Source organism: Nocardia sp. NRRL WC-3656 (genome assembly GCF_000720265.1).
In the GTDB taxonomy this organism is placed as follows: domain Bacteria; phylum Actinomycetota; class Actinomycetes; order Mycobacteriales; family Mycobacteriaceae; genus Nocardia; species Nocardia nova.
In genome coordinates, this window is the sequence record NZ_JOJF01000015.1 from 85387 (window position 1) to 106425 (window position 21039).

General features: G+C 68.2%; 15 protein-coding genes. 8 read left to right on the forward strand and 7 right to left on the reverse strand.

Annotated elements, in window-relative coordinates; translation table 11 throughout:
• Nucleotides 1-163: 163 nt before the first annotated feature.
• From IG65_RS0120215 to IG65_RS39180, 3 genes are all read right to left on the reverse strand, one after another.
• Entirely contained in the window at nucleotides 164-2326 is a 2163-nt protein-coding gene (locus tag IG65_RS0120215) for a 3-hydroxyacyl-CoA dehydrogenase NAD-binding domain-containing protein (protein WP_030516506.1), read from the reverse strand.
• A gap of 38 nt (nucleotides 2327-2364) precedes the next feature.
• Nucleotides 2365-3576 (reverse strand): acetyl-CoA C-acetyltransferase, encoded by a 1212-nt coding sequence (locus IG65_RS0120220; RefSeq protein ID WP_030516507.1) that lies wholly within the window; start codon nucleotides 3574-3576, stop codon nucleotides 2365-2367.
• Nucleotides 3577-3875: 299 nt separating this feature from the next.
• Nucleotides 3876-6914: a DNA polymerase III subunit gamma and tau gene (locus IG65_RS39180; RefSeq protein ID WP_063833685.1), complete on the reverse strand. Its 3039-nt coding sequence runs from the start codon at nucleotides 6912-6914 to the stop codon at nucleotides 3876-3878.
• A gap of 434 nt (nucleotides 6915-7348) precedes the next feature.
• Between IG65_RS39180 and IG65_RS0120230 the strand changes: the two genes are divergently transcribed.
• The 4 genes from IG65_RS0120230 to IG65_RS0120245 all read left to right on the forward strand — a co-directional run bounded on the left by IG65_RS0120230 (nucleotide 7349) and on the right by IG65_RS0120245 (nucleotide 12629).
• A complete protein-coding gene (locus IG65_RS0120230; RefSeq protein ID WP_231509304.1) occupies nucleotides 7349-8191 on the forward strand; it encodes a hypothetical protein in 843 nt (280 codons plus the stop codon).
• Between the two features lie 93 nt (nucleotides 8192-8284).
• A complete protein-coding gene (locus tag IG65_RS0120235; protein WP_036525269.1) occupies nucleotides 8285-9595 on the forward strand; it encodes an ammonium transporter in 1311 nt (436 codons plus the stop codon).
• 89 nt (nucleotides 9596-9684) lie between these two features.
• A complete protein-coding gene (locus tag IG65_RS0120240; protein WP_036525241.1) occupies nucleotides 9685-11946 on the forward strand; it encodes an MMPL family transporter in 2262 nt (753 codons plus the stop codon).
• The gene (locus tag IG65_RS0120245) at nucleotides 11943-12629 is read left to right on the forward strand and encodes a TetR/AcrR family transcriptional regulator (RefSeq protein ID WP_030516512.1); all 687 of its coding nucleotides are present in this window, start codon (nucleotides 11943-11945) and stop codon (nucleotides 12627-12629) included. The genes IG65_RS0120240 and IG65_RS0120245 overlap by 4 nt, the downstream gene beginning before the upstream one ends.
• Before the next feature lie 35 nt (nucleotides 12630-12664).
• On the opposite strand, the gene IG65_RS0120250 is transcribed toward IG65_RS0120245, so the two are convergent.
• Together IG65_RS0120250 and IG65_RS0120255 are read right to left on the reverse strand one after the other, a co-directional pair.
• Nucleotides 12665-13645, reverse strand: a complete 981-nt coding sequence (locus IG65_RS0120250; RefSeq protein ID WP_156055697.1) for a neutral zinc metallopeptidase — start codon at nucleotides 13643-13645, stop codon at nucleotides 12665-12667.
• 285 nt (nucleotides 13646-13930) lie between these two features.
• Nucleotides 13931-14863: a neutral zinc metallopeptidase gene (locus IG65_RS0120255; RefSeq protein WP_030516514.1), complete on the reverse strand. Its 933-nt coding sequence runs from the start codon at nucleotides 14861-14863 to the stop codon at nucleotides 13931-13933.
• Between the two features lie 402 nt (nucleotides 14864-15265).
• Between IG65_RS0120255 and IG65_RS0120260 the strand changes: the two genes are divergently transcribed.
• Nucleotides 15266-16885, forward strand: coding sequence for a DUF2207 domain-containing protein (locus IG65_RS0120260; RefSeq protein ID WP_030516515.1), 1620 nt, complete (start codon nucleotides 15266-15268; stop codon nucleotides 16883-16885).
• On the opposite strand, the gene IG65_RS35990 is transcribed toward IG65_RS0120260, so the two are convergent.
• A complete protein-coding gene (locus IG65_RS35990) occupies nucleotides 16866-17354 on the reverse strand; it encodes a TetR/AcrR family transcriptional regulator (protein WP_231509306.1) in 489 nt (162 codons plus the stop codon). The genes IG65_RS0120260 and IG65_RS35990 overlap by 20 nt on opposite strands.
• An 82-nt stretch (nucleotides 17355-17436) precedes the next feature.
• Here IG65_RS35990 and IG65_RS0120270 point away from each other — a divergent pair, with 82 nt between their 5' ends.
• Nucleotides 17437-18069 (forward strand): class I SAM-dependent methyltransferase, encoded by a 633-nt coding sequence (locus tag IG65_RS0120270; RefSeq protein WP_030516517.1) that lies wholly within the window; start codon nucleotides 17437-17439, stop codon nucleotides 18067-18069.
• A 100-nt stretch (nucleotides 18070-18169) separates the two neighbouring features.
• On the opposite strand, the gene IG65_RS0120275 is transcribed toward IG65_RS0120270, so the two are convergent.
• The gene (locus IG65_RS0120275) at nucleotides 18170-19450 is read right to left on the reverse strand and encodes an ROK family protein (RefSeq protein ID WP_030516518.1); all 1281 of its coding nucleotides are present in this window, start codon (nucleotides 19448-19450) and stop codon (nucleotides 18170-18172) included.
• Between the two features lie 473 nt (nucleotides 19451-19923).
• On the opposite strand from IG65_RS0120275, the gene IG65_RS0120285 reads away from it, so the two are divergent.
• Together IG65_RS0120285 and IG65_RS0120290 are read left to right on the forward strand one after the other, a co-directional pair.
• On the forward strand, nucleotides 19924-20787 hold the full coding sequence (locus tag IG65_RS0120285) for a GntR family transcriptional regulator (RefSeq protein ID WP_081879615.1): 864 nt from the start codon (nucleotides 19924-19926) through the stop codon (nucleotides 20785-20787).
• A complete protein-coding gene (locus tag IG65_RS0120290; protein ID WP_030516520.1) occupies nucleotides 20762-20989 on the forward strand; it encodes a ferredoxin family protein in 228 nt (75 codons plus the stop codon). The genes IG65_RS0120285 and IG65_RS0120290 overlap by 26 nt, the downstream gene beginning before the upstream one ends.
• Nucleotides 20990-21039 lie beyond the last annotated feature (50 nt).

Consider the following 21039-nt stretch of genomic DNA (forward strand, 5'->3'; position numbering starts at 1 on the left):
TAGCGCGGTCCGTGCGCATCCGGACACAGTTCCGCCCGCTTCGATTCGCGACCGTTTCCATCGGCAGCGGACACGCAGGTGAGGGCGACGGGACAGCAAACGGCCCGGATCACGTGGGAACGTGATCCGGGCCGTCGCAGGGCATCTCGGCGTGGCGAGAAGCTTACTTGCGCAGCGAGTCCGGCACCTGGAAGCGCTCACCGAACTTCGCGGCCAGCTCGTCGGCACGGGCGATGAAGCCCTCCGTGCCACCGGGGTAGCCGACGATGAACTGGTGCACACCACCGGTCCAGGCCGGGTAGCCGATACCGAAGATCGAGCCGATGTTCGCATCGGCGGTGCTGGTCAGCACGCCCTCGTCGAAGCACTTCTGGGTCTCGATGGCCTCGATGAACAGCATGCGGTCCTTCAGATCCTGCAGCGTGACGCCCTCGGGCAGCTCACGCTTGGAGTTGAAGGCGTCGCGCAGGCCCTCCCACAGACCGGCGGTCTTGCCGTCGGCGTAGTTGTAGAAGCCCGCACCGTGCAGCTTGCCCTTGCGATCGAACTTGTCGATCATGGTCTCGACCACGCGGCCCGAGGCCAGCGAAGCGGCGGAGATCGCGATGCCGTCCTTCTCGGCGGCCTCCTTGGTCTCCTTGAAGATCTTCTGCATGGTCTCGAAGTTGAGCTCGTCGCTCAGCTTCAGCGGCGCGGCCGGGTAGCCCGCCTGCAGACCGGCCTGCTCGATGGTCTGCGGGTCGATGTTCTCCTCGAGCATCATGATGGCCTCGTTGATGAACGTGCCGATGACGCGAGAGGTGAAGAAGCCGCGGCTGTCGTTGACCACGATCGGGGTCTTGCGGATCGCGAGGGTGTAGTCGTACACCCGGGCCAGCGCCTCGTCGGAGGTCTTCTCGCCACGGATGATCTCCACCAGCGGCATCTTGTCGACCGGGGAGAAGAAGTGGATGCCGATGAAGTCCTCGGCCCGCTTCACACCGTTGGCCAGCAGGGTGATCGGCAGGGTGGAGGTGTTGGAGCCCAGCAGCGCGTCCGCGTCGACGACGTCCTCGACCTCCTGGAAGACCTTGGCCTTCAGGTCGGGGTTCTCGAAAACGGCCTCGATCACGAAGTCCACACCGGCCAGATCCTGGGGATCGGCGGTCGGGTGGATGCGATCCAGCAGCGCCTTGGACTTCTCCTCGGTGGTCTTGCCACGCGAGAGCGCCTTCTCCTCGAGCTTCACCGAGTACTGCTTGCCGCGGTCGGCGTTCTCCTGGGAGACGTCCTTCAGCACAACCTCGTAGCCGGCCTTGGCCGAGACGTAGGCGATGCCAGCGCCCATCATGCCGGCGCCGAGCACGCCGATCTTCTTGATCTCACGCTTGGGCACGTCCTTCGGACGCGAACCACCGTTGTTGATGGCCTGCAGGTCGAAGAAGAACGCCTGAATCATGTTCTTCGCGACCGGGCCGGTCAGCAGCGAGACGAAGTAGCGCGACTCGATCAGCGACGCGTTGTCGAAGTCGACCTGCGCGCCCTCGACCGCGGCGGCCATGATGGCCCGCGGCGCCGGCATGTTCTGGCCCTTGAGCTGCTTGCGCAGGTTGGCCGGGAAGGCCGGCAGGTTGGCGGCCAGCGCCGGGCTCGACGGCGAGCCGCCGGGGATCTTGAAGCCCTTGCGGTCCCACGGCTGGGTGGCGGCCTCGGCGTTGTCCTTGTTGGCCTTGATCCACGCCTTGGCGGCCGGGACGAGCTCCTCGACGCTGCCGACGACCTCGTTGATCAGGCCCTTGGCCTTGGCCTTCTGCGCGGTGAACTTGTTGCCCTGCAGCAGCACGCTCATCAGGCCGTCGGCGATGCCGAGCATGCGGGTGATGCGGGTGACACCGCCACCGGCCGGGAGCAGGCCGAGCGAGACCTCGGGCAGACCGATCTGCACGCCCTTGACGTCGGCGGCGATGCGGTAGTGCGTGGCCAGCGCGATCTCCAGGCCACCGCCGAGCGCGGCGCCGTTGATGGCGGCCACGACCGGCTTGCCCAGGGTCTCGAGGCGACGCAGGTCGGCCTTGATGCTGGTGAGTTCTTCCATGATGTCCGGAGCGTTCTCCGGGGTGGTCTTCATCATGTTCTTGAGGTCACCGCCGGCGAAGAAGGTCTTCTTCGCGGAGGTGATGACGACACCGCTGATGTCGTCGACCTCGGCGACCAGGCGGTCCACCGTGGCGTGCATCGAGCTCTTGTAGAGCTCGTTCATCGTGTTGGCGCCCTGGTTCGGGTCGTCCATGGTCAGCACGACGATGCCGTCGGCGTCCTTTTCCCAGCCGATCATGTTCTCTGTCATAGTTTTTCGTTCTCCTGGAGAATGTGAAGGGTTGGGCGTCAGACGCGCTCGATGATGGTGGCCACACCCATGCCGCCGCCGATGCACAGGGTCACCAGGGCGTAGCGGGCGTTGCGGCGCTCCAGCTCGTCGACCATGGTGCCGGTGATCATCGCGCCGGTGGCGCCCAGCGGGTGGCCCATCGCGATGGCGCCGCCGTTGACGTTCAGCTTCTCGTCCGGGATCTTCAGATCCTTCTGGAACTTCAGCGCCACCGAGGCGAAGGCCTCGTTGATCTCGAACAGGTCGATGTCCTCGACCGACAGACCGGCCTTGGCCAGCGCCTTGTGCGCCGCCGGGGTCGGGCCGGTGAGCATGATGGTGGCGTCGGCGCCGCTGGTGGCGGTGGCGACGATGCGGGCGCGCGGGGTCAGACCCGAAGCGGCGCCGGCCTCCTCGGTGCCGACCAGCACCAGCGCGGCGCCGTCGACGATGCCCGAGCTGTTACCGCCGTGGTGCACGTGGTCGATCTGCTCGATGTAGTGGAACTTCTGCAGCGCGACGGCGTCGAAGCCACCCATTTCGCCGATGCCCGCGAAGGACGGCTTCAGCTTGGCGAGATCCTCGACGGTGGTGCCGGGACGCATGTGCTCGTCCTGGTCGAGCACGGTCAGGCCGTTGATGTCCTTGACCGGCACGACGGACTTGGCGAAGTAGCCGCCGGACCACGCCTGCGCGGCGAGCTCCTGCGAGCGCACGGCGAACTTGTCGACGTCCTCGCGGGTGAAGCCCTCGATGGTGGCGATCAGGTCGGCGCCGATGCCCTGGGGCGCGATGTAGAGGTCGTAGCTGGTGGCCGGGTCGGCGAACAGCGCACCGCCGTCGGAGCCCATCGGGACGCGCGACATCGACTCGACACCACCGGCGAGGACCAGGTCCTCAAAGCCGGAGCGCACCTTCTGCGCGGCCATGTTCACGGCCTCGAGACCGGAGGCGCAGAAGCGGTTGATCTGCACACCGCCGACCGTGTCGGGCAGGCCCGCGGTCAGCACGGTGGTGCGGGCGATGTCGGCACCCTGGTCGCCGATCGGCGACACGACACCCAGGATGATGTCCGAGATGCGATCCTCGTCGAGGTTCGGGAAGCGGTTACGCAGCTCCTGGACCAGACCGGTCGTCAGATCGATCGGCTTGACCGAGTGCAGCGAGCCCTTCTTGTTGCGGCCGCGCGGGGTGCGGATGGCCTCGAAAACGTAGGCCTCTGTGGTCATATCGGAGTGTTTCCTTCCTTAAAGGTGCCGACCGGCCATCCGACCGACCGTGTTCGATCCCGGCGAGCCCGCAGGCACACCACACCGGCGAACCGGGAGGTCACACACGGTTCCCTCCACAAGTCCGCCGAGCGCATAACGCTGTACAAACGCCGACATGCATCGACCTACGAGGCCCCGGGGCGCCCGTATGCCTGGGCATACCATAGAACCTCGTAGCACCGATGCTGACGACCACCCGTTCATAGTACAGCGGGATGCGAACTCCGGTTAACTTAACGTATTCCGGCAGGTGGCTGTCAACCACCCAGATGTGTGGCACCCAACTCAGTTCGCAGCAACTCCAAGGCCACCTCATCGGGGTCGCGGCGCTGTTCCGGGGGGACCGGTCGCGCTGATTCCGCGAGCATCTCCTGCTCTTCTTCCGGCGTCAACGCAGGTGGGACACCGTCGTAACCTACCGGTGAGTAGTCCGACGGCCCGGGATCGTCCGGAAAGTCCGGCGCCTCGGGCGGCGGAATATCGTCGTCCGGCGCCGCTCGGTCGGCGGCACCGGCACTGCGCGGCGGGCGGAATTCCCGCCGCTGGCCCTGTCCCTGACTGTCGCGCCGATCGGCCGCGGCGCCCCTGGTATCGGTCTGACCGCCGCGCGCATCGCCGTCCGCCGGCTGCGCCTGGTTCTGGCTGGGCCGGACGAATCGCGGAGGTTGCTGCTGCCCGGGGTTGCCCCCGCCCGCGCCTCGGCCGGCCGGCGGTTCCGCGCCGCCGCGGGCAGAACGCTCCGAGGCCGCACCACCGGCACGCGCACCACCGGAGTCACCCGACCCGACTTCCCACCGCACGCCGTACTGCCGGCCGATCACCGCGTGCACCGCGGCCCGGACGGCGTCGATGTTCTGCGGGATCGACAGACGCTGCGCGAGCGGAGCATGCGGATGCGCGAACACGATCGTGTCGTCCTCGACGCGGACGGCCCCGACCGCACCTGAGAGCAGCGCCAGCAAGGCCGCACTCGACTCTCGCGCCTTGGCCCGGATATCGGCCCAGGCGGTCTCGATCTCCCGCAGAACGTCCCCACCCGTATCGGCGGGCGGGGCCACCGATTCCGTGGTCGCATCATCTGCGGCGCGGTCCACCGCCGCGCCCGACGCATCCCGCGCCCCGGGGCCGGCGGCCGCAGCGGGTTCGACGAGGGACGCTCGGGCAGCACCGGCATCATCGCCGGAAGCGGACTCGGACTCGGCACCGCGGGAAGCGGGACCGGCGCCGGCATCCGGACCGTTCGAACCCGCGGCGCTCGTCGGCCGACCGGCCGGATCCGAATCGCGATCGGGCTCGAAGGACCTCTCGGTGGGGGCGGCCGAGCCCGAGGGATCTCCTATTTCCGGTCCCTCCACAACCGAGCCGGAAGCGGCGGCGTTCTGCCGGTCGTTAGCGCCCTCATCGGATTCGGGCGACACCGGGCTTCGGCGGGCTGTGGAGGTCGCGCCCCCCGGCTCGGGATGCGGCATATCGAGCGATTCCGGCTGGGCGACGGAACCCGCGGCGGACGGCCGATCGACGGCGACCGATTCGGCTGCGACAGCGCCCCGATCGGGAGCGGACTCCACCGCCCCGTCATGTCGCTCGGTATGGGCAACCGACTGTGCGCCGGAGGAGGATCCGGCGTCCGGTCCCGACTCGACGACCGGATCGGCACTGCCTGCGGTGGGGTCGGAAGCGGTTGTGGCCGTGGCCTTTTCGTCCCCATCCGGACCGGTCGCCGCCTGACGACCGGTTTCACGGTCGGCCGATCCGGCATCGGCGGTCGCTGTGGAGCCGGGCGCGGAGACCTGCTCACCGGTCGCCGGAACACCGGCGGCACCGGGTGCGGACCGATCATCCGAGGACGGGCCACCGACCGGAGCCGCAGCGTCCGAATCGGCCGAAAGTCCTTGGGGCCGTTGCTCTTGCGACTCCTGCTGGGATTGCGGCGTCGCCGATGATTGCGGACCGGTCGGCGATTGCGCCCGCTGCGCCGGATGTGGCGCACTCTTCTTCCCTCGCATCGCGGCGAGCGCTTCGGCGCCACGGCGGCGTGACTCACCGGACGGCCGGCCCGCGCCACCGGAGGACTCCGGCGCGGCGGCGGAAGTAGCGGACGGCTGTGGCACCGCGGCGGGCCCGGCGGCCGGGACACCGCCGGATTCCATCCGCCGCTCCAGCCGTTCCAGTCGCTGCAACGCCGCCGATTCGGCCTCCGAGACCGAGGGCAGCAGCATGCGGGCGCACACCACCTCCAGCAGGAGCCGGGGCGCGGTGGCGCCGCGCATCTCGCCGAGGCCCTCGTGCAGCAGCTCGGCGTAGCGGGCCAGGGTGGCCGGGCCGATCCGGTCGGCCTGGTCCGCCATCCGGTCGATCACATCGCCGGGGCCGGTGACCAGATTGCGCTCGGCGGCATCCGGAACCGCGCGCAGCAGGATCAGGTCGCGGATGCGATCGAGCAGGTCGGTGGCGAAGCGGCGGGGATCGTGGCCGGCCTCCACCACTCGGTCGACGGTGGCGAACAGGGCCGCGCCGTCGTCGGCGGCCAGCGCGTCGACGGCCTCGTCGATCAGCGCGATATCGGTGACGCCGAGCAGCGCCAGCGCACGGGGATAGGTGACACCTTCGGGGCCGGCGCCGGCCAGCAACTGGTCGAGCACACTGAGGCTGTCGCGCGGCGAACCACCGCCGGCCCGAATCACCAGCGGGTAGACTGATTCCTCGACCTGCACCTGTTCCTGCTCGCAGATCTTGCCGAGCAGCCCGCGCATGGTGGCCGGCGGCAGCAGCCGGAACGGATAGTGGTGGGTGCGCGAGCGAATGGTCGGCAGCACCTTGTCCGGCTCGGTGGTGGCGAAAATGAAGATCAGGTGGGCCGGTGGCTCCTCGACGATCTTCAGCAGCGCATTGAATCCGGCCGTGGTGACCATATGCGCCTCGTCCACGATGAAGACGCGGTAGCGCGATTCCGCGGGCGCGTAGAACGCACGATCGCGTAGCTCACGGGTGTCGTCCACGCCGCCGTGGCTGGCGGCGTCGAGTTCGATCACGTCGAGATTGCCGGGCCCGCCCGGAGCCAGCGCGACGCACGACGGGCACACCCCGCACGGTCGCGAGGTCGGACCCTCGGCGCAGTTCAGCGAGCGCGCCAGAATGCGCGCCGAGGACGTCTTGCCACAACCTCGCGGGCCGGAGAACAGGTAGGCATGACTGATCCGCCCGGTGTCGAGCGCGGTACTCAGCGGATCGGTGACGTGCTCCTGCCCCACTACCTCGGCGAAGGATGCCGGTCGATACTTCCGGTACAGAGCCACGGCCCGAGGGTACCGGCGGACACCGACAGGGAACCATTCGCGCACCCGGTATCCACCCCACCCGCCGAAGCGTTCGGCGGCATGAATAAACTATGATCTACATCACAAGCATTCTTTTCGTCCGATCTCACCGCGGACAACCGACCTGGTCAACAATCGGTTCGCGCCCGGAAATCGGAAACGGTGTGAATGTTCTGCCGATTTCGTCTGCGGGCCGTCGAGTAACGAAACTTTCGGACATGCGCCCCGTTTGCCCCCGAAATTATGGACGTAACGATTCCGTCACCCGATTAGCGCCCGATCCACTCCGCTGACTACCGTTGATTTCGGCAACTTCGGTAGCCAAACCTTCATCAGGTTGGTGTCCCCGGTCGGTCCCTCATCCCGACCGGGGCACAACAACATCCGGCCCGTTTCGGAGGTAATGACGGGTAATGACGACCGTGCCGTCGTGTGACGACATCGCCGCCGCCTGGCTCTCACATACCGATTTCGCCGGCGACCGGACCGCCACCGATCTGCTCAGCCGCGCCATCAGCCCCCGCGAGTTCGCTCGCAACCGCGATTCCCTTCCGGTTTCCGCCGCGGCCGATCCGGCCACCGCGGGCGCTATTCTGGAATTGCTGGGCCGCGGCCAGGTTCCCACCTTGCCGGCCATTCACGCCCTGATCGCGCAGAATCGGATACGCGCCGAGACCGAACGCATCGAACGGCTGGGCCGGCGCGCGCAGCGCAGTATCGACGAATTCGGCCGCACGCTCGCCGAGCTGACCCAGAACTATTGGCACACCCACGCGACAGGCCCGACCCGCCGCGATATTCTCGCCGCCGAACCGGTGATGACGCTGATCCGCGAACGCGTCGGAGATATCGCCCCGAACGCGGTCAAACATTTATGGCTCATCGAACGGGCACAGCGCGCGGGGTGGATCGCCTTCGACGCCACGCCGCGTTCGCTGTGCGCGGCCCGGCGCTTCCACTCGGCGAAATACGGCAACCGCGTGTCGCTGCGCCCGGTCTACACCATCGGCACCCTCGTGGCCGAGTTCCTGGACACCTACCGCACCACCCACGGCCGCCCGCCGCGCTGGTCGGTTCTCGCGCACGAACTGCACGACGACCGCGGCCGCCGGGTGTTCAACGACACCGCCGACGTCCGCGCCCAGCAGCAGTGGCTCGTCACCGCGCAATGGGTCGCGCTCGAGGACGATCTGCCGGTCCCCGGGGACCGTGGTCGGCGCGCGCTGGCCCGGCGGGCTCGCAAGCACGGGAATTGAATCCGAACGGAAGTACCAGACTCGCTCATCGGCCCGGCACGGGGGGTTCGGTAGTTTCTTGCCACGCGAACGCGTGTGGAAAAGGAGTTGTCCGTGCCCCCGACCATCGACCCCGCCGCCACGGCGTGGCTGTTGACCAGCACCGCACTGGTCCTGCTCATGACCCCCGGCCTGGCGATCTTCTACGGCGGCATGGTGCGCACGACCGGCGTGCTGAACATGCTGATGATGAGCTTCATCTCCATCCCGCTGGTGACCGTGGTGTGGCTGCTGTTCGGTTACACCCTGGCCTTCGGTGACGACGCCGGCGGTGGATTCATCGGCGGGCTGGAACATTTCGCGATGACCGGCATCACCCCGGGCACCGTGCGCAGCGGCGTTCCGGAACTGCTGTACGCGACCTTCGAACTGACCTTCGCGATCCTCACCGTCGCGCTCGTCAGCGGCGCCATCGCCGATCGCGCCAAGTTCTCCGCGTGGATGGTGTTCGTACCGGTGTGGGCGCTGGTGGTGTTCGCTCCGATCGCGCACTGGGTATGGGGCCCGAACGGCTGGCTGGCCTCCTTCGGCGTCCTCGATTTCGCCGGTGGTCTGGTGGTCGAAATCGCGTCCGGCGCTTCGGCTCTCGCCTTGGCGCTGGTATTGGGACCGCGGATCGGGTTCAAGGTGGACGCGATGCGCCCGCACAATCTGCCGTTCGTGTTGCTGGGCGCCGGACTGCTGTGGTTCGGCTGGTTCGGCTTCAACGCCGGATCCGCGTTCAAGGCCGACGGACTGGCCGCCGCGGTCTTCCTGAACACCTTGGTCGCGGGCTGTCTGGGCATGCTCGGCTGGTTGATCGTGGAGCAGATCCGCGACGGCCGCCCGACCACCTTCGGCGCGGCCTCCGGCGCGGTGGCCGGTCTGGTCGCGATCACGCCCTCGTGCGGTTCGGTCAATGCCCTCGGCGCGGTGATCGTGGGCTTGGCGGCCGGTGTGGTCTGCTCCTTCGCGGTCGGCTGGAAATTCAAGGCGGGCTACGACGATTCGCTCGATGTGGTGGGCGTGCACTTCACCGGTGGCGTGGTCGGCACCCTGTTGATCGGTGTGCTGGCGAACCGGGTGATGACCGGCGGATCGCGCGGATTGTTCTACGGCGGCGGACTCGCCCAGCTCGGAAAGCAGGCGGTCGGCGTCGTGGTGGTCGCGCTGTGGGCCTTCGGCGTCTCCTACCTGATCGGCAAGGCGATCGATCGCGTGATGGGCTTCCGGGTCAGCAAGGAAGACGAGGTCGGCGGCATCGACTTCGCCCTGCACGCCGAGACCGCCTATGTCGAGGGCGTGCACGGCCACGCGCCGCGCGGGCTGTTCGGTCATCATCCGCACAACGGCGGTGAGCGACCCGCCGGTGACGGGGATCGCTGACACCGATCCCGGCTCTCCTCTTGCGTCCGGCTAGGGTAACGGCGTTACGCTAACACCGTTACCCAACGCCGGCCGCCCGAGGAGCACTCATGCTGACCCGCATCGCACGGCTCGCCACCCGGTACCCGAAACGGGTGCTCTTCGCCGCTCTCGCCCTGGCGCTGCTCTGCGGCGGCTTCGGCGCCACGGTCACCGCCCACCTGCAAGCCGGCGGATTCACCTCCGACAAGGCCGAATCCACCCGCGCGGCACAACTGGTGGCCGACGAGTTCAACGGTGCGCAGCCCAATCTGGTGCTGCTGGTGCACGCCGACGAGGGCGTGGAGTCGGCCGCGGCCCGCTCGGCCGGCGCCGACATCGTCGCCCGCCTCGGCAGTCGCTCCGACACCGTCGGCGTCCGCTCGTATTGGACCAGCCCGCCGCAGCTGGCCGCCGCACTGCGCAGCACCGACGGTAAGAGCGCGTTGGTCATGGCCTATCTCACCGGGGGCGACGACAAGGCCCAGCGCACCGCCGGTGAGATCGCTCGCTCGCTACCCGTTTCCACGCCGGGTGTCACCGTGCAGTCGGGCGGAATCGCCGCTGTCTACCACGATGTCAACAACCAGGTCACCAAGGATCTGGCGATGGCCGAGGGCATCGCGGTCCCGCTCACCGCGATCGTGCTGATCCTGGTGTTCGGCAGCGTGATCGCGGCCTCGCTGCCGCTGGCGGTCGGGATCTTCGCGATTCTGTGCACCCTCGCGATCCTGCGCAGCTTCACCCTCTTCACCGATGTGTCGATCTACGCGCTGAATATGACCACCGCGCTGGGACTGGCCCTGGCGATCGACTACAGCCTGTTCATCGTCAGCCGATACCGCGAGGAATTGGCCGCGGGGTCGAGCCACGAGGCCGCCGCGGTGCGCGCGGTGCAGACCGCGGGACGCACGGTGTTGTTCTCCGCGCTGACGGTCGCGCTCGCGCTGGCGGTGCTCAGCGTCTTCGACATGTACTTCCTGAAGTCGTTCGCCTATGCCGGGGTCGCGGTGGTGGCGGCCGCGGCGATCGCCTCGATCGTGATTCTGCCCGCGGCGCTGGTGTTGCTCGGGGACCGGATCAATTCGTGGAATCTGCGGGTGGCGATCCGGAAACTGTTCGGCCGCCCCGAGCCCGCACCGCGACCGGAGCACGAGTCCGGCTGGTATCGCACGGTCACCTGGGTGATGCGGCGGGCGTTGCCGGTCTCCATCGCGATCATCGCGGTGCTGCTCGCGGTCGGCGCGCCGTTCCTCGGGGTGAAATTCGGCTACCCCGACGACCGGGTGCTGCCCGCCGGATCGGCCAGCCGCGCGGTCGGCGACGAGTTGCGGGCGGAATTCCCCGCCGTGAACTCCGGAACCGGGACGACGATCGTGCTGCCGGGTGCGCCGAGCGAACCCCAGGCGATCAGCGGCTACGCCACGGCACTGTCGAAGGTCGACGGCGTGAACGCGGTGCTGTCGAGTAGTGGTGTCTACGTGTCCGGCGCCCGGATGGGCGGCGCCGCGCCGGGGATGGCCGGTGACTCGGGCCAGTATCTCACCGTCACATCGACATTCGATCCGTACTCCCAACAGGCGAAGGATCAGCTGCGGGCATTGCGCGATGTGCCCGCGCCCTCGCCGGCGCTGTTCGGCGGTGCCGCGGCGATGAACGTGGACTCCCTGCACGCCTTGGGAGAACGGCTGCCGCTGGCGATCGCGCTGATCGCACTGGCCACCTTCGTGGTCCTGTTCCTGTTCACCGGCAGCGTGGTGCTCCCGCTGAAGGCCGTGGTGATCAACTCGCTGTCGCTGACCGCGATGTTCGGCATGATGGTGTGGATCTTCCAGGAGGGGCACTTCTCCGGACTGCTCGGCTTCACGCCCACCGGCTTCCTGGTGCCCACCATGCCGATCCTGATGTTCTGCCTGGCCTTCGGGATGTCGATGGATTACGAGGTGTTCCTGCTCTCCCGCATCCGCGAGGCCTGGCTGGCCTCCGACCGCACCGCCGCCGACAACGACCGTTCGGTGGCCATCGGTGTCGCCCGGACCGGTCGCATCGTCACCGCGGCCGCCCTGCTGATGGCGATCGTGCTGGGCGCCATGATCACCGCGAAGGTGTCGTTCATGCAGATGTTCGGTCTCGGTCTCACGATCACCGTGCTGGCCGACGCCACCGTCATCCGCATGCTGCTGGTTCCGGCGCTGATGCGGCTGATGGGCCGCGGAAACTGGTGGGCCCCAGGCCCCTTGGCACGCTGGCACGAGCGGTTCGGTCTCACCGAACATCCCACGCCCGCGACGCCGGAGCGCGCCGCGGAACCGGAACCGGCGGGGCGGCCGTGACACGTTCGAGCCGTCCCCGTTCCGCCCGCGGCTCCGGTACCGAGCTGCGCGCCGAAATCCTCGCCGCGACACGAGAGTTGCTGGCTCGCACCGGCAATGCCGATTCGGTATCGATCCGTGAGGTCGGCAAGTTGGTGGGCGTCACCGCACCGTCGATCTACCGCCACTTCGCCGACAAGGACGACCTCATCGATGCCGCGGTGGCGGAGGTGTTCGAAGATCTCGACGCGGCCATCGGCGCCGCGAGCGACCCGGCCGTCTCGCCCATGTCCCGGATGCGTCAGCAGGGCCTGGCCTATGTGCGCTTCGCCTTGCAGCATCCCGGTCAATACCGAGTCGCCACCGCCGCCTCGCCCGGCGAAGGTCCCTCCGCGGTGGACGTGGTGCTGGGTAGTGGTGCGTTCCAACGATTTTCGCAGACGGTGCAGGAGGCGATGGACTCCGGCGTGATCGCGCCCGGCGACCCGATGCCGCTGGTGCTCGAACTCTGGGCCGCCGCCCACGGCATCGCGTCGCTGCTCATCGCCAAACCCCATCTGCCGTGGGGCGATGCCGAAGCCGTCGCCGACCGGGTCATGGCGGCGGCCTGCCTCGGGCATGCGGTCCTGGACGTCATCGGCGGGGAAACGCCGGATCCCGACGAGGGTGCGCGGTGGTTGGCGCAGTTGCGGGAGGAGGGGTAGGCCGACCGCTCACGCCGACCGGATTCGGCCGCCGGTCACGACACCGAATCCGACGGCGAGTTCCAGGTGTTGCACATCCAGGTGCGGTTGTTGTCGTGTCCCTGGTCGTACCACGCCCCGTAGTGGTCGGGCGTACCGTGATCGCGCATATCGCCCGCTTGGTCGCCGCGACGATAGTTGGTCTGACGAATCCTTCCGACCTGATCGGTGGTGAGCGAGCCGACGAATTGCGATGAACCCACCCACATTCCGCCGAAGCACTGCGCTTCCAGCTCCAGGCGACGCGACAACTCCAATCCCACCGCGGACCGCACCCCCGCGTCGTAGCGATCCTTGTTCTCCTTGTCGGAGATGCCGGAGATCCCTTGTACGTGATGTCCGTACTCGTGTGCGAACACCGAGGCGTAGATCTCGGCCTGGTCGCCGAATTGTTCGACCTGCAGATGATCGAGCGGCATATAGATCGTGTTGTTGGTCGAGCAGTAGAACGCCGCGTAGTTGCCGCCCGAACTGGTGCAGGGCGAGACGGCGTCCACACCGCGCGCGGGCACGCTGACCGTCGGACTCGAGAACGGCAGGTTCGCCGCCTGCAGGACCGGCTGCCACATCCGGTCCAGGCAGTCCTTCTCCGCGTTGAAGAAGGCGATGGCGGCCGCGACACTCGAACCCCAACGCGGATAACCGCATTCGATATTGATCAGGCCGGAGTCGTGATCGCCGAACAGCGGATTGTTCGCGGTGGCGACAACCGGTTGCGGTCCGGCCGGTTTCGTCGACGTCGGCGCGGCACGCGTGGTTCGCGTCGCGGCCCGGGTGGTGGTGGAGCGAGCCGAGGTGGGGTAGGTGGTGACCTCGGAACTGGACGTGGACGGGTCGCTCGTGCTCGTGGCCCACGTGGGCGTCGTATACGTGAAACTCGGCGCCGACGTCGAATACGACGACGCCGACGAATTGTCACGACCTCCCATGGTCGCGAACGCGACCAAGCCGCCGACCACCACGAAGACGAACAGCACGGCGAAAACCGCACCGACCGCGCCGCCACCGGACCTCGGCGGTGGATAGGGACGGCCGTAATAGCCGGGCGGCGGCAACGGCGGACCGCCGTACGGACCGACCGGATACGCACCCGGCGGCGGCAGCGGCGCACCGTACGGTGGTCGCGGACCGGGCGGCGGATACCCCGGCGGTGGGCCGTATCCGGGTGGTGGTCCGTACCCGGGCGGCGGACCGTAAGGCGGGCGCCCGTGTGGCGGAACATCGTGTGGCGGTGGGTATCTCGGCGGTTGCGGCATGGCGGATCAGCTCACCTGTCCGGACGGCGCGATGAAGGTGTTGCAGGGCGCGGTCGCGTTCTTGTCGAATCCGGTGCTCCACCAGTCGCCGGCGTGTTCCGCGGTGCCGTGGCTGCGCATATCGCCGGCGCTGTCACCCCGGCCGTAGGCATCCTTGCGCGCGGACTGCGCCTGCACCGGCGTCAGCGACTTCCCGCCGGCCGAGGACGCGAAGTACATGCCGTCGAAACAGTTGGCCTGCAATTCGATTCGTCGCGAGAGGTCGAGCCCCTCGTCGCTGTAGAGGCCGGTCTGGCGGCGTTGTTTGTTGGCCGCGCCGAGAATCCCGGACAGCGCCTGGATGTGGTGACCGTATTCGTGGGCGAAGACCGAGAGGTAGATCTCCCAGTGATCGTGGAACATATCCGTCTGCAGCTGACTGATCGGCATGTAGATGGTCTGATCCGCACCGCAGTAGAAGGCCGCGAAATTGCTGCTCGATCCACTGCACGGCGTGGTGATGCCCGAAGTATTCGCGGTGACAACGAGTTTCGGCGGGCTGAAACTCAACTTCGCCTGCTCCAGCACCGGCTTCCAGGCGTCGGCCAGACAGGCTGCGGCACTGTCGAAGAACGCGCGCGCAGCGTCGACCTGCGTGCTCCACGGGGTGTACGGGCAGCGCGCCGGATTCAGCGGCGAACCGGGATCGGCCAGAAGCGGATTGGCGCCGGTCTCGGGAACGCCCGCGGAATCCTTACCGGGCGGCGGGTTGTAGCTGTAGTTGCCGTGTTCTCCCGTATGCGAGGCCGCGTCGAATCCGGTCCGCACGGCGAAGCGGATGAGGCCCGAGGTGACGATCAGCAGCACCACGACGACGACCGCGCCGAAGCCCCCGCCACCTCGCTTGCGCGGCGGAGCGGAGCGCGGACCGGCCGGACCGTACGGCCGCGGCGGTGGCACGGGTGGACGATGCCCGGGCGGCACGGACGGTCGATAACCTTGTCCCGCACCGTATCCGGGATGTCCGCCATAACCCGGAGCGGCGGGGTAAGGCGGAGGCCCGGTGGGCGATGCGTAACCTGCATAGCCGGGCGGCGGATATCCGGGCGGTGCCGTCTGGCCGTACCCCGGCGGCGGTCCCGGACGCTGCCGGCCGCCCGGACCATGGGGTGGAACCGGCCGTCCGCCCGGCGGATTCGGGCCGTGCCCGTAGGGTGGTCGACTCACTCCCCCACTCCCCCTTGTCCGTTCCTCATCCGGCGACAGCCACCACTCTCCGGCGACAGCCGCCGACGCAGAATAGCAAGCCGCCGGATTCGCGACGCCTGCTCGCACAATGGCCCACCGCTAAGCTACTGCCCCATGCTGATCTTTCGGGGGGGCGCGTTCGGCGCTCTGTTGTTGATAGCGGCCGGGCTGTTCGCCGCAGCACCGGCCGCGCGGGCACAGGAGCCCGCAGGTGTGTCGATCATCGCGGATGTCAAACTCAGCGAGGCCGGTCTGCTCGAGGTGGCGGAAACCGTGAAGGTACCGCCGGGTGGTCAGTTCCACATGGCGTTGCCGTTGCGGGTGGGACGCGACGACGGGAGTGAACGCCGTTTCGGTGTGACCGACATCTCCAGTACCGGACCGGGTTCGGCGAAGGTGGCGGGCGATGTGTTCAGTGTGGACGCGCCGCCGGGGGAATCGTCGTTCAAGTACACCGTGCACGGCACGGTCAGCGATGCGCCGGGTACGCAACTGTTCCATTGGACGGGGGCCCTCAACACCGATGTCGCCTCGTTCGACGGTTCGGTGATCAGCCCGAGTTATCGGATGGGGATCGCCGACTGCACGGTCGGCTCGGTGGGTAGCACCCGCAAATGCAACGACGCCCGCGTCGAACCGGATGGCGTACTCACCATGCACGAGGAGAATCTGCACAAGGGCGACATTCTCGATGTGACCCTGCAGGTACCGCCCGGCACGGTGAAGGCCAACGCCGATATTCGCGGCGGCCGCGGGACGGGCGCCTTCGCCGTCACCGCACCGGTGCTGATCGCCTTCGGTGTCCTGCTGGCGGCGCTGGCCGCCTTCGGCGCCTATCTGGCCTGGGCTCGCCGCCAGGACGCCGCGGCCCTGACCACCACCGGATCTCTGGATCCGGTGCAGCGCAACGGAAACCACAGCGAATTCGTCTCTCCCGACGGCATTCTGCCCGGTGAGGCGGGACTGTTGCTCGACGGCTCCGCCGATGCGGCCGATATCGCCGCCACCGTGGTGGATCTGGCGGTGCGGCGCTATCTGTGGATCGCGCCGGTGAGCGATTCGGACTGGCGCATCACCCGGGTGAATCCCGTCGACGATCAACTGCGCAGCTACGAAAAGCACGTCTATACGACCCTGCTGCCCGAGGGCGCCGACTCGGTTCTGCTGTCGGAACTGCGGGCGCCGGGTCGCGTCGCCGCCGAGCCCGTACGCTCCGCGCTGCGCCGCGACGCGCTCGAACGCGGCACGCTGATCGATCACGATCGGCGCGGACTCGCCTTCTGGATCGGCGTCGCGCTGCTGGTGATCGGGGTGGGGGCCACCGTCGGCCTCGCCGTCGCCGGCGGATATGCGCTGGTCGGCGTGGCCATCGCGCTCGGCGGCGCGGCCATGCTGCTACTCGGCCGGTATCTGCCGGCGCGGACCGCCGCGGGCCGCGCGCTCGCCGCACAGGTGAAAGCTCTGCAGAACGGTCTGGACGCGCAGCGGCCCGATCAGATCCCGCCGGCCGATCGCGAACTGCTGTTCTCGCGGGCGCTACCGTTCACGATCATCGGTGGCCGGGCCGACAACTGGATCCGCACCTTCCGCGATGTGGATCCCGGGGCCGATCGTCAGGCCGGGCTCTACTGGTTCGGTGGCTTCGATCGCGAGCGGAATCTGCACCGGTTCGCCGGGCATTTCCCGTATTTCATCACCGCACTGGAGGGGCTTTTCACGACGGCGGGTCGCTGACCCGCCGGATGACCTCGTAGGCCGCCCGAGGGGTGGTGCGGCCTTCGGCTACGGCGGGCAGCAACCCGACCAGCCCCCACGACAGGAATGTGGTCTCGGGCTCCGCACTGCCCTGGCCGGCAAGGATCTCGGCGAACATTTGCTGGGCGCCACGCACGACGACCATGGTGCTCTTGGGGCCGAGCAACGCCCGATAGACCTCGCGATGCCCCTCGGCCAATTCGATGATGGTTCGTATCGGGTCACCCGGGCGGCGGGCGAGCGCCGCACGCAGGAATTCGGTTCCACTGACCACGAGCAGGTCGTCCTTGCTGCGGAAGTGGGCGTAGAACGTCGAACGGCCGACATCGGCGCGGTCGAGGATGTCCTGCACGGTGATCCGGTCGTAGGGGCGTTCGATCATGAGCTCGATCAGGGCGCGATGCAGCGTGCTGCGGGTACGCCGGACGCGGCGGTCGTTATCGGACACTGTGCCTCCGGGTGTGCGGAAACGAACGGTTTCGGTGCTTTTGCCTCTGGTGGGAGCAGCCGCTTCACCAGATCATGAACACATGTTCCGAATCGAACAAGACCCCCAGGGCATTTTGATCACCAACCCGCGCGGCTACAGCGCGTTCACCACCGTCTTCTTCGGCGGCAGACGCCGACGACACGCGGCCGCCCTCGCCGCTGCCAGTGGCGCGGAACCCGGCGGACGCGCCCTCGATATCGCCAGCGGGCCGGGCACATTGGTGTTCGCGCTGGCCGACCGGGTCGGACCCCGCGGTGAAGTCGTCGGTATCGATGCCGCCCGCGAGATGGTCGAGTACGCCACCGCCCGGTCCGGCAACCGGACGAACTGCCGCTTCGAGTACGGCGTGGCCCAGTCGCTGCCGCTGCCGGACGCTTCGTTCGACGTCGTCACCTGCACGTTCGGGATGCATCACATTCCCGAGGCGGATCGTGGGAACGCCCTGTCGCAGATGTGGCGGGTACTACGGCCGGGTGGACGGGTTCTCCTGGCCGATATGGCGCCCGTGGGTGTGCACGGGCGGCTGACGAAGCTGCTCAGCAGGCATATGGATCCCACCGAGATCGATATCCGGCGGTACCGGAATCCCTTGGAGCAAGCGGGTTTTCAGGACTCGGAGTATCGGACGGTGCAACCGTCGACAGGTGTGCTGACCGGCGTCAAGCCCGCATAGGGCCACAGGCACGGCCGGGACGGTGGACCCCGCCCCGGCCGCCGAGTCTTCGCCCGTGGACTCGGCCGCCGCTCGTCTGCTCAGCGCGAGCGCCGGGTCCTCAGCGCGAGCGTGTGGCCCGGCGCAGCGCCGACAGCGGATCGGCGTAGCAGACGCTGAGTGAGGTGACGGCCGCGGCATGCTCCTGAACCCGCCCGCCGAATCGGCTGATCCGCAGATCCGCCGGGGCGAGAGTGGTGGCGCGACCGAAGGCCTGCACGACTCGTTCGAGTCCCGGCCGGTAACCGGTGAAGGCCTGTCCACCCAGCACCACCCGATCGGGATTGAACATGTCGCGCACCAGAGCCGCGGTGTTGCCGAGGATTTCGGCCCGCTCGAACAGCATGTCGCGAGCCGGGGCGGAACCCTGTTCGGCGGCACGGTACAGCTCGGCGATCACCGGTTTCCGCGGCGCCTCCCGCTTCGGCACGATGCCGGCGCGGACGGCGCGAGCCAGCACGGCCGCCTCGCCGACCGTGGCCTCCAAGCAGCCCCGCCGGCCGCAGGAGCAATCGATGTCGGATCCGGTCGGCAGATGCGCGATCGAACCCGGGCCGTTCGCCGGGGTGTAGACGCGATCGTGCAGCGTGACCGCGACACCGACCGTCTCCCGGCCGTAGATGTAGAGGCTGCTGCCGGGCCGGTCCTGGGCGCCGGAACGATCCGGCGCGCCGGTGGTGAGCAGCAGTTCGGCCGCGGCCATCGCCTCCACGTGGGCGGCGACCGAAACCGGCAGGTCCAGCACGGTGGCGAAGATCGGGCCGACCGGCGCCGACTGCCAATCCAGGCGAGGATGATCCACGACGCCGGCGACGGGATCGACCCGTCCGGCCAGCGCCACACCGACCCACAACGGCCGCCGCCGCGGCAATCGGTCCAGGAAGGCCTTGGCGCTGCGCGCGATGATGGTGATGGCCGCCTCCTGCGCGGCCTGCGGGGTGGCGATCTCCAACCCGCCGAGAATGCGGCCGGACAGATCGGCTGCCACGATCCGGGTGAGATTCGCACCGATATGGACGCCCAGTGTGGCGAATCGGTCGGTATCGACCTCGAACGGCACGCGGGGCCGTCCGACCGCACCGGATGCGGTGAGGTCGGCGCGCTCTCGCAACAGTCCGGACGAAAGTAGCGCCGACACTTGACGATTCACGGTGGCGATGCTCAAACCGGTTGTCTGAGCGGCGTTGTCGCGGAAGATGGGTCCGCGGGTGGCGGTACGCAGGACAGCGGCCGCCGGATTGTCGGTGATCCGCAATTCCGGCGGCACCACCGGCCGCGGCACAGTGCGTACCGGCCGCGGACGAGAAGGGGAAGACTGTCGTTCGAGAATGGGGCTCGTCATGGGGGGAAGTCCTTGTCGAAAGTCTCGTGAAGAGACGACTACATCGGCAACAAGGCAGCGAGAAGGGCCCGAAAAGGGTCGACAGACGGACGACTGGAGCGGTCTCAGCTGCGCGGCCGGGAACAACACAGTTCCCGCTGCCGCGGCAGCCGCACACCGAGCGCCACGGTCACATAGGTGACCCGTGCGCGGTTCGAACGGCTGGTGGACATGTGTAAAACGGTAACACCCCGATTCCGCGCCGCGCCAGCGAACGGTCACGGCACATATTGCGCTCACACTGATTCGAATGCGGGCCCGCATCGCCGCAGGTGGCGCATTACCTTCGATCGCCCGGATTTCAGCAGGTCCGCCGCTCGGGCGGGCGGCGGATAACCGCACGACCGGCCGGCGCCGCCCGTGCGGCCGGCACTCCCGCCCGGGCCCCGCCGTTACGCTCGGAAACCGCAGGTCACAAGCGTGAGGAGGTGGAAATGACGGCCGATCCGGTACCCCTGCGTCAGCAGCACGGGTCCGCTGCCGACCACCCGGCTTCCGGGGCGGAGACGACGACGGCCGCCGCCGGCGCCCGCACCATTCGCAAGGCGGATCGGGCCCGACAGGTGGCCGATGTGCTGCGCCAGCAGATCCACACCGGCCAGTGCTGCGACCCGCTGCCCACCGAATCCGAACTCGCCGCGGAATTCGCCGTCTCCCGCAACGCGGTGCGCGAGGCACTGGCACTGCTGCGCGACGAGGGCCTCATCGGCCGGGTCCAGCGAGTGGGAACCTATGTGGCGCAACGCAAATACGATCACGGCCTGGACAGCCTGCGCGGCCTGAAGGAAACGCTGCGCGGGCACGGCGAGGTGCGCAACGAGGTGCGCGCGGCGGTGCGCCTCACGCCACCGCCCGCGGTTGCCAACCGGCTCGGCCTGGAACCCGGCGAATCCGCGGTCTACCTGGAGCGGCTGCGCTACCTGGGTGATCTGCCCCTGAGCCTGGACCACACCTATCTGGCCCCGGACATCGGCGAGCGGGTACTCGACTGCGATCTGCGGTCGGAGGACATCTTCGGGCTCATCGAACAGATCAGCGGCCAGTCGCTCGGTTCGGCCGATCTGGCGGTGGAGGCCATCACCGCCGACATCCACAGCGCCGCCACCCTGCAGGCTCCCGAGGGCAGCGCACTGCTGCTGCTGGAACGTCTCACCTATCTCGCCGACGGGCGCCCGGTGGATCTCGAGTACATACGTATGCGTGGTGATCGGATCACTTTGCGAGACAGCCTGATTCGCACCACGGAAAGCAACGATTGGAGGCTGAGCCGCCATGGCGTCGGTCAATCAGCGGGCTGATGTCCCGGTAACCATCGACGAATCGCTGTGCATCGAGGGGTGCACGCTGTGTGTGGAGATCTGCCCGCTGGATTCGCTGGCGATCAATCCGGACAACGGCAAGGCGTTCATGCACGTCGACGAGTGCTGGTACTGCGGGCCGTGCGCGGCGCGCTGTCCCACCGGCGCCGTCACCGTCAATATGCCGTATCTGCTGCGCTGAATCGCGCAGCGGACTCTTTCAGTGGCCGCCCTCGGCCCGATTTCGAGGAA